The 9,274-nt window shown below is 67.5% G+C and carries 9 protein-coding genes; 8 read left to right on the top strand and 1 reads right to left on the bottom strand.

Annotation, left to right across the window (positions count from 1 at the left end; all coding sequences use genetic code 11):
- A partial coding sequence (locus AB1346_08825) for a MazG nucleotide pyrophosphohydrolase domain-containing protein (protein MEW6720538.1) occupies positions 1 to 345 on the bottom strand: 345 nt, incomplete at its 3' end.
- Between the two features lie 39 nt (positions 346 to 384).
- Here AB1346_08825 and AB1346_08820 point away from each other — a divergent pair.
- The 8 genes from AB1346_08820 to AB1346_08785 form a co-directional block, all read left to right on the top strand.
- The gene (locus AB1346_08820) at positions 385 to 2,253 is read left to right on the top strand and encodes a tetratricopeptide repeat protein (GenBank protein MEW6720537.1); all 1,869 of its coding nucleotides are present in this window, start codon (positions 385 to 387) and stop codon (positions 2,251 to 2,253) included.
- Between the two features lie 6 nt (positions 2,254 to 2,259).
- Positions 2,260 to 3,150: a DUF4388 domain-containing protein gene (locus AB1346_08815; GenBank protein MEW6720536.1), complete on the top strand. Its 891-nt coding sequence runs from the start codon at positions 2,260 to 2,262 to the stop codon at positions 3,148 to 3,150.
- Entirely contained in the window at positions 3,150 to 4,112 is a 963-nt protein-coding gene (locus AB1346_08810) for a PhoH family protein (GenBank protein ID MEW6720535.1), read from the top strand. The genes AB1346_08815 and AB1346_08810 overlap by 1 nt, the downstream gene beginning before the upstream one ends.
- Positions 4,081 to 5,586, top strand: a complete 1,506-nt coding sequence (locus tag AB1346_08805; GenBank protein ID MEW6720534.1) for an HDIG domain-containing metalloprotein — start codon at positions 4,081 to 4,083, stop codon at positions 5,584 to 5,586. Before AB1346_08810 ends, AB1346_08805 begins: the two co-directional genes overlap by 32 nt.
- Positions 5,583 to 6,062 carry an rRNA maturation RNase YbeY gene (gene ybeY, locus AB1346_08800; GenBank protein ID MEW6720533.1) on the top strand — a complete coding sequence of 160 codons (480 nt, stop codon included), beginning with the start codon at positions 5,583 to 5,585 and terminating at the stop codon, positions 6,060 to 6,062. Before AB1346_08805 ends, ybeY begins: the two co-directional genes overlap by 4 nt.
- Positions 6,059 to 7,639, top strand: a complete 1,581-nt coding sequence (gene lnt / locus AB1346_08795) for an apolipoprotein N-acyltransferase (protein MEW6720532.1) — start codon at positions 6,059 to 6,061, stop codon at positions 7,637 to 7,639. The genes ybeY and lnt overlap by 4 nt, the downstream gene beginning before the upstream one ends.
- A protein-coding gene (gene prfB / locus AB1346_08790) for a peptide chain release factor 2 (protein ID MEW6720531.1) occupies positions 7,599 to 8,718 on the top strand; the annotation gives its coding sequence in 2 pieces (ribosomal slippage) (positions 7,599 to 7,670 and positions 7,672 to 8,718; 1,119 coding nt in all). The genes lnt and prfB overlap by 41 nt, the downstream gene beginning before the upstream one ends.
- A 3-nt stretch (positions 8,719 to 8,721) precedes the next feature.
- Positions 8,722 to 9,274, top strand: a 553-nt coding sequence (locus AB1346_08785) for an OB-fold nucleic acid binding domain-containing protein (GenBank protein MEW6720530.1), incomplete at its 3' end; no start/stop codon positions are given.

Raw genomic sequence — 9,274 nt, 5'->3', positions numbered from 1 at the left:
CTCCCATTGGGGGGCAACGGCTTCCGGATCGTCGGCCCGGGCGTTGCCGAAAACATGCGGGTGCCTGCGGATCATCTTGTCGGTAATGGATGCTATGACATCGTGAATGTCGAAATCTCCCCGTTCGCCGGCGATCCGGGCGTGGAACAGGATCTGGAGGAGCAGGTCCCCCAGCTCCTCGCAGAGAAGCTCCGGGTCCCTCCGACGGATCGCGTCGACGACTTCGTGGGTTTCCTCGACGAGGTATTGCCGCAGCGTCTCGTGGGTCTGGGCGCGGTCCCACTCGCACCCGCCCTCCGCCCGGAGGCGCGCCATGATCTCTACGAGTTTCCGGAAGTCGTCCATTAAGGAAATTTCCTCGAACAAATGTTAGCATATCCTGTTATGGCGCGGTTCGTTATCATGCTGTTTCTCGCCTGCCTTCCGATGACGGGATGGGCCTCCGAGCCGTTCGCCGGCTATCCGGCGAAGGTCCGCGAAGACGCGTTGCTCCTCATCGACGCGGCGGAGCCGGGGAAGGAGGAGCTGCTGGAGCGGAAGGTCCAGGCGCTCCGGAAATCGATGCTCGAGCACGCGATCGTGTCCATCAACGAGGTCCCGGACCGGCTGTTCGACCGCGCCCGCCGTGCGGGGTGGGAAGACCGGGCGGAAAAGGTGCTCCGGACCACGACCCGCGTCGCGCCGTTCTCCGTTGCGTTGTGGGCCTGGCTGGTCCGGCACGACCTGGCGACCCTGCGGATCACCCGGTTTTTCATGGACCTGGAAGGGCTGAGCGAGGCGCTTCGCCTCTACGGGCCGAGCCTGCTCGGGTGCGCCTCGTGGTCGCTCCTTTTCCTTGTCGCATCGGCCTCCTGGTTCGCGGTCTGGGTCTCGATCTCCCTCCTGCTCAAGGCGCAGCCTGCGCTCACGTCGGACCTGGCGCGGCTCCTGAAAAAATTACCCCGTCAGGCCCTTTTCGCGTTCGCCCTGTTCCTTGCTGTCTCCCTTTCGCCGCTTCTCGCGGGGGTCGGCCTCGGAGTGGCCTCGGTGTTCTGGCTCTTCCTTTCCGCCGGTTACCTCCGGCGGCGGGAAGCCGCGGCGGCTGCCGTCGCCGTCCTGTTCCTCGGCTCGGCCGTCCCGTTCGGAGGAGCGCTCCAGGCGTTCGCGAAATATACGGGGGAGACGCGCCAGGGCGGATGGCTCGGGGGCGAAGGATATTTCCCGCGGGATTGGCCGGAGAGCGTACCGGCCGCCGGGCTCCCGATCGACGAATCCCGCTGGTACGAGATGAGGCGGTTCGCCCGGGCGAGGGCCGAGATGCAGGCGGGGAACTACCCGGCCGCCGACGCGTTATGGACCGAGTGGATCCGGGACGCGGCGGAGCCGTCGGAGGGGTATAACAACCGGGGGATCGTCCGGTACCGGCTCGGCAAACCCGCGGAGGCGCTGGCCGATTTCGAGGCGGCGATGGCGAGGAGCCCCCGGGGTGGCCCCGCGTACTGGAACTCGTACCAGCTCTACCTGCAGACGTTCCGCCTCGAAGAAGCGGCGAAGGTCCAGGAAACCGCGTGGGGGAGCCTGCGCGACCTTGCGCTTTTCGACTACCGCGCGGAGGAGATGACGCACGGGGAGCTCGTGCCATCCCCCCTCCGGATGCGGGGGGGGTGGAAGGAGCTGTTCGCCCTGCGGTGGGACTGGGTCCGCGACGGGCTGGACGGGGCGGTGCAACGCTTCCTTTTCCGCCCGCTGGCGGGAGGCTGGACTCCGCCGTTCCTTGCCGCCGCGCTGCTCTGGATGCTGCTCTGGAAGGCGCTGGGAGGAAAGATCTGGACGCACAACAGCTGCCGGTCGTGCGGCACCTGCACATTGGTCGTCGGAGGGCCGGATTTCACGGACATCTGCAACCAGTGCCGCGCGCAGGTCGGCGGAGGGATCCGGTCCGGCGAGGAGCGGGAGCACAGGCTCCTGACCATCACTATGCACCGCCGCTACGTGAAGGCCTGCTCCGTCTTCGTTCCGGGGGCGGGTGCAATCTGGGCGGGGAAGACGCTGCCCGTTCTGCTGTACGGCCTGCTCCTTTCCATGGTCCTGGGCGTCGTCACCGTTTCCGCAAGCGCGACCGCCGACGTGCCCGCCCTGATCTCGGACATGCTCGGAGGGCTGATGATGGTGGCGGTCCCCGCCCTTGTCCTCCTCTGGATCGCCGGGATCGCCTGGAGCTGGCACTCGTTCTCGAAACTTCAGGCAATGTATAACATCATTCCGAGGAGGTAGCGGGAATTGAAGGGGAAAATCGCCGATTTCAGCATCCCGGACATCTTCCAGCTCATCTCCTCCCAGGGAAAGAGCGGCTCCCTCACCATCTCCTGCTCCGACCGATCGACGGTCTTCTTCTTTTCGGAAGGCAGGATCGTCGACGTCCAGCCGCTCCACGGCCGGGAAGAGCGTTCCCTCCTGGGCATGATGCTGCGGGACGCAGGCTACCTGACCGACGGAGAGCTGAAGCGCGTCCTGGACGCGAGGGGAAAGGGCGGGGGGAAGAAGATCGGCGAGATCCTGATCGACCGGGGGATGGTCCCGCGGGAGATCGTTTCCCGGTACCTCGTGCTGCAGATCAAGGAGTGCCTGTTCGACGTGCTGACGTACCGTGAAGGGGAGTACCGGTTCGAGACGTTCGCCATTCAGCCCCTCCCGTGGGGCGGGGAGCCGATCCGGCCGGACATCCTCATGATGGAAGGGATGCAGTTCCTCGACGAGTACCCCATCTACCGCCAGAGCTTCCCCCCCGGGCAGTTCCGGGTGACCCGCAGGAAGGGGGAGCGGGTCGACCCGTACTCCTTCACGGAACCCGAACGGGTCCTCTGGAAGGCGCTTGAATTCTCGGAGGTCCCGGAGCGGGTGTTCCGGAAAGCCTGCATGACCGGGTTCGAAGGGATCAAGGCGCTTTCCGCCCTCCGGGAGCGCGGACTGCTGGAGATCGCTTCCGCCGAGCCGGCCGAGACCGACGTCGCGCACCGCCTCCGGGAAGAGCTCCTCCTGATCCGGCGCCTCGCGTGGGGGAAGGCCGCGTTGTGGATCGGGGCGGGTTTCGTCGTGGCGATGTGGATCCGCGGAACGCTGCTTTCGAAGTCGGCGGCGGACCTGTTCACGGGGTGGGCGAGCTTTTTCTGATGAAAGAGGAAACGATCCATTTCGAGGACCCCTCGGTCCTCCCCGACCTGTTCGGCATCCACGATTCCCACCTGAAAGATCTGGAGCGGGCGTTGGGGATCGCTGTTCGCCCGGGGGGGAACCACGCGCACCTTTCCGGCGATCCGATCCCGGTGGAGATCGCCGGGAAGGTCCTGACGGGGCTGTACCGGGTCCTGCGGCGGGGCATCCCCATCGCCGGGAACGACGTCCTCGCGGCGGTTCGCATCGTCTCCGGCGACCGGAACGCGGACGTCTCGGAGGTGTTCCAGGACGTCGTCTTCAAGTCCTCCCGGAACCGGCTGATCACCCCCAAGAGCGTCGCCCAGAAGAAGTACCTGGACGCCATCCGGGACTGCGACATCGTGTTCGGCGTCGGGCCGGCCGGGACGGGGAAGACCTTCCTTGCGATGGCGATGGCCGTGGGCTTCCTCCAGCGGAAGGAGGTGAAGCGGATCGTGCTCGCGCGCCCCGCGGTGGAGGCCGGGGAGAAGCTGGGCTTCCTTCCCGGCGACATGGCGGAGAAGGTGAACCCGTACCTCCGGCCGCTGCACGACGCGCTCTACACGATGATGGAGTACGAGCAGGCGGCGAAGCTGATGGAGCGCGGGACGATCGAGGTCGCGCCGCTGGCCTTCATGCGTGGGCGGACCCTCGACGACGCATTCGTCATCCTCGACGAGGCGCAGAACACGACCTCCGAGCAGATGAAGATGTTCCTCACCCGGATCGGATTCGGGTCGAAGGCCGTGGTCACGGGGGACATCACGCAGATCGACCTGCCGTCGGGGAGGGTCTCGGGGCTGAACGAGGCGATCGCGATCCTCGGCGGCGTGGCGGGGATCCGGTTCTGCCGCTTCACCGACATCGACGTGGTGAGGCACCCGATCGTCCAGGAGATCATAAAGGCCTATGAGCGTTTCGAGAAGCGGGACCAGGGATAACGGCCTGCCTGGAAACGGCGACTCCCGGGTCTTCCGTTCCGCGCGCCTCGTCGCGCTCACGGTGGGATCGGCCGCGGCGTTCGCGGTCCTCTTCTACCTGTGGGGGAAGGAGCTCATGCCCCGGTCCGCGAGGGGATGGGGCGCCATGTTCCCCTTCGTCGGCGCGGTCGCCCTCACGCTGGCGGTGGCGCTCTTCCTGAAGGAGTGGTTCGGCTTCGCCCGGAAGGAGGTCCGGAAGGTCCGGCTCGCGGTCCGCGATTTCCTTTTCCTGTGCTCCCTCTCGCTGCTCCTCTTCTTCGCCGCAAAGGGTGTGATCGAGGTCCTCGGCGAGGCGCCGCCGCTCGCGATCCCGTCCCGGGCATACGCCTACCTGATCCCGCTGCCCGCCTTCGCCATGGTGGTGCGGATCCTCCTCAACGCGGAGACCTCCATCCTGTTCACCGTCGCCGCCTCCGTCCTCTCCGCCGCCGCGGTCGGGGGGCACTGGCCGGAGCTGCTGTTCCTCCTGCTGTCGGGGACGGCCGGCGCCGCGCGTTCCGGCCGGGTCCCGGACCGGTACCGGATGCTCTGGGCGGGCGTGCAGACCGCCCCGGTCTGCGCCCTGGCGGCGGTGGCGCTCGAGCTCGCCTTCCACGGCGGCGGCTCCCTGGTCCCGGCGGGGCTGTTCGGCGCGCTGAACGGGCTGCTGGCCGGGCCGATCGCGCTCGCCGTCCTGCCGGTCGCGGAGTACGCGTTCGGCTACGCCAGCGACATCCGCCTGATGGAGCTGGCCAGCACGAGCCACCCGCTGCTCACGCGGCTGATGGTCTACGCGCCCGGGACCTTCCATCACAGCGTCGTGGTCGGGACGCTTTCGGAGGCCGGCGCGCTGGCCATCGGGGCCAACCCCGTGCTGTGCCGCGTCGCGGCGCTCTACCACGACGTCGGGAAGATCGCCAAGCCGCAGTATTTCTCCGAGAATCAGTGCGAAGGGGAGAACGTCCACGACACGCTCTCGCCGGGGCTGTCCCGCGCGGTCATCCTTTCCCACGTGAAGGAGGGGGCGCGGATCGCCCGGGAGAACGGCCTGGGGGACCGCGTCGTCGAGATCATCGAGCAGCATCACGGGACGAGCCTGCTGTACTTCTTCCTCGACAAGGCGAAGGGCATGATCGAGGACCGGAAGGCGTCGGAGGAGATGTTCCGGTACCCGGGCCCCCGGCCGAAGACGCGCGAGGCGGCCATCGTCATGCTGGCCGACGCGGCGGAGGCCACCGTCCGGAGCCTGAAGAACCCGTCCGCCCGGGAGATCGAGGAGGCCGTGCAGGGAATCGTCAACAGGATCTATCTCGACGGGCAGCTCGACGAGTGCGAGCTGACGCTGCGCGACCTGCATGCGCTGGGGAAAGCGGTCGGGCAGGTCCTCCTCGCCATCGCCCACCGGAGGGTGGATTACCCCGCCAGCGGCAGCGGGAAGACCGGCGGGGAACATTGAGAGCGGCGGGTTCACGATACCGGGTCAGCATCCGGCAGGAGACGCGCCCCGCGCATCTTTCCGGGATGCGGATCAAGCGGCTCGTCCTCGCGTCGCTGGCGCTCCTCCCCGCGGGCGGCGCGGACCTGAGGGTCCGCATCGTTGGCGACGCGGCCATCGCCCGGTGGAACCGGGAATTCATGGGAAAGGACCGGCCGACGAACGTGCTGTCTTTTCCCGACGAGGATGGCGCGCCGGCGCGCGGCGGAACGGTCTCGGGAGACATCCTCGTATCGGCGACCACCTGCCTGGCCCAGACGGAAGGGTGGCGGGAGCCGCCGGAGGAGAGGGTCTTCTTCTTCATCCTCCACGGGATGCTCCACCTGGCGGGGTACGATCATGTGGCGGGCGGGCGGGAAAGCCGCCGCATGCGCCGGAAGGAGCTGCGCCTGTTCCGGAGGGTTCTCCTCCGGGGGCTCCGGGGGGGGCGGAAGTGACGGAGTTCCCGGAACGGGCGGGCGCGCGGACCTGGCTTGCCGGGTTGCTGGCCGCGGGAACTTACGCCGCGGGGATGCCGGGGTACGACGTCCCCGGCGTCACGTTCGTGTGCATGGCGCCGTTCCTCGATCTGTCGGTCCGCGCGGGCTCCGCGCGCCGCGCCGCGTGGCGCGGATGGATCGCGGGCACCGCCGGAAGCGCCCCGCTGTACTATTGGATCGCGTACACCATCTCCGTCGAGGGGAAGTTGGGCTGGCCGCTCGGGACGCTGGCCGCGTTCCTGGTGTCCGCCTACCTCGGCGCCTGGTTCTCCGTCGCCGCGGCGGCCGCCTATCGCCTGGAGGCGCGTTTCGGCGCGCGCGGGCTGTGGGGGTTCCCTCTCGTCTGGACCGGGCTCGAACTCGCCCGGACGCACCTGTTCTCGGGGTTCCCCTGGATGCTTCTCGGCTATGCCCTCGCGGGGGACGGGGTGCTGCGCCAGGCGGCGGACCTTGCGGGAGTGTACGGCCTTTCGTTCCTCCTGGTCCTTTGCGGGACCTCCCTGTATCTCGCGGGAAGACGTCTGGCGGAGCGCGCGCCCGCCTGGGCGCTCCTGCGGCTGGCGCCGGGCGCCGCCGCGATCCTCTTCCTCCACTATTACGGGCTTTCCGCCCTTCCCGCGGCGGGGGGGCAGGACAACGGCGTGCCGTCGCTGAAAGTGGGGATCGCGCAGGGCGGGATCGACCAGTCGGTCAAGTGGGAGCCGTGGAACCAGCAGAGGACGCTGGACACCTACGACATCCTCACGCGGAAGGCGCGGAAGGCCGGCGCCCAGGTCGTGATCTGGCCCGAAACGGCAGCCCCCTTCTTCTACGGCTGGGAGCAGGAGTATACGCGGCGCGTCGAAGGGATCGCGGCAACAGCGGGGGTCCCGCTGATCTTCGGGGCGCCGTGGTTCGATCCCGGAGACGGCGGCAGATTCTACAACAGCGTTTTCCACCTGGACGCGCGGGGGACGCCCGTCGGCCGGTACGACAAGCGCCATCTCGTCCCGTTCGGCGAGTACATCCCGATGAGACGGATCCTCTTTTTCCTGGAGAAGCTGACGGAGGGGGCGGAGGACTTCTCCCGCGGGACGTCTCCCTCCCTTTTCCGGGTGTCCGGATATGCCGTCGCCGCCACGGTCTGCTACGAGGCGATCTTTCCCGGCATTCCGAGGGAGGCGGTCCTCGAAGGGGCGTCATGGCTGGTGAACGTCACGAACGACGCCTGGTTCGGAAATACGGTCGCTCCCTACCAGCACCTGGCGATGGCCCGGATGCGATGCGTGGAGCTGCGGCGTCCCATGGCGCGGGCGGCGAATTCCGGGATCAGCGCGGTGATCGATCCGGAGGGGGGAATCGTCGCGTCCGAGGGACTGTACCGGAGGGGGATCGTCGTGGCGGAGATCCGACCGGGGACCGGGAGGACATTTTACGCAAAAACAGGGGAAATCTTTGGGATTTCCTGTATTATAATTGCTTTCCTCATCCTATTTTTCCCGTTGCGAGGAGTATATGGCTTCCGGCTTCCTGGAAGAAAAGACCGCGGCGCTTGAGGCGAGGTTCCAGGCGTTGCGAGGCTATCTTTGACGTAGACGCCAAGGCGGCGCGTCTCAAGGAGCTGGAAGCCGAAGTCGCGCGGGAGGGGTTCTGGGATTCCCCCGAGGCGGCGGAGCGCCTTCTCCGGGAGCGGAAAGGGATCGAGACGCTCCTTTCACGATGGAATTCCCTGTCCGCGTCCTTCGACGACCTGCGCGCGTACCTCGAGCTCGCCACGGAATCCGGCGACGATACGCTTGCCGGTGAGATCGGGAAGCATCTCGAATCGGTTGCCGAGGCGCTCGACGCGGCCGAGCTCGACAGGATGCTGGCCGGGGAGAACGACGCGAACAACGCCATCGTGACCATCCATGCCGGCGCGGGGGGGAGGGAATCCCAGGACTGGGCGGACATGCTGCTGCGGATGTACTCCCGGTTCGCGGACCGCAACGGGTTCGGGATGGAGCTCGCCGAGCGGCAGGACGGCGAGGAAGGCGGGGTCAAGAGCGCCACCTTCGTCCTTTCCGGCGACCACCCGTACGGGTACATGAAGGCCGAGACCGGCGTGCACCGCCTGGTGCGCATCTCGCCGTTCGACGCCAACAAGCGCCGCCACACCTCCTTCGCCTCCGTGTTCGTCTCCCCCGAGATCGACGACAACGTCGATATCCAGATCAACGAGAACGACCTGAAGATCGACACCCTCCGGTCGGGCGGCGCGGGCGGGCAGCACGTGAACAAGGTCGAGTCGGCGGTGCGGGTCACCCACCTCCCGTCCGGGATCGTGGTCCTCTGCCAGCAGGAACGCTCCCAGCACAAGAACCGGGCGATGGCGATGAAGATCCTGCGGTCGAAACTCTACGAGCTCGAGATGCGCCAGCGCGCGGAGAAGGCGATGGAGGCGCACAAGACGAAGAAGGACATCGCCTGGGGATCCCAGATCCGGTCCTACGTACTGGCTCCCTACCAGATGGTGAAGGACCACCGCACGGGGCACGAGACCGGGAACGTCGACGCCGTACTCGACGGAGACATCCTCGAATTCATCCGGAAGTTCCTGCTCGGCAGGAGGCCGGAGGGGGAGATGGGGGGCTAAGGCGTGACGGAAGACCGGAACGAGCTGATGCGGGACCGGATCCGCAAGGTCGAGGAGATCCGGGGCGCGGGCGAAAATCCGTACCCGAACGACCAGCCCGTGGGGTGGACGGCGGTCTCGGCCCGGAAGGCGGCGGAGGGGAAGGACGGGGACGCGCTCGCCGCGAGTCCGGTACGGGTCGACATCGCGGGGCGCGTCATGGCACTGCGCCGGTTCGGGAAGGCGACCTTCGCCGTCCTTTCCGACCGCACGGGGCGGCTGCAGGCGTACCTGAAGAAAGACGGGGTGGGGGAGGCCGGGTACGACCGCTTCCTGAGGACAGTGGACGTCGGCGACATCCTGTGGGTCGAGGGAACGTTGTTCATCACCCGGACGGGGGAGTTGACCGTCGATGCCGCCCGTTTCCGCCTGCTGACGAAGTCGATCCGTCCGCTTCCGGAGAAGTGGCACGGCCTCTCCGACGTGGAGACGCGCTACCGGCAGCGGTACGTCGACCTGATCGTCAACGAGGAGGTGCGTGGAATCTTCCGCCGGAGGAGCCGCGTCGTCTCCTTCC

The sequence above is a fragment of the Thermodesulfobacteriota bacterium genome (genome assembly GCA_040758155.1).
Taxonomy (GTDB): domain Bacteria; phylum Desulfobacterota; class Deferrimicrobia; order Deferrimicrobiales; family Deferrimicrobiaceae; genus UBA2219.
The sequence above is the reverse complement of the archived record's forward strand: the minus strand, read 5'-3'. Positions and strand labels throughout refer to the sequence as shown.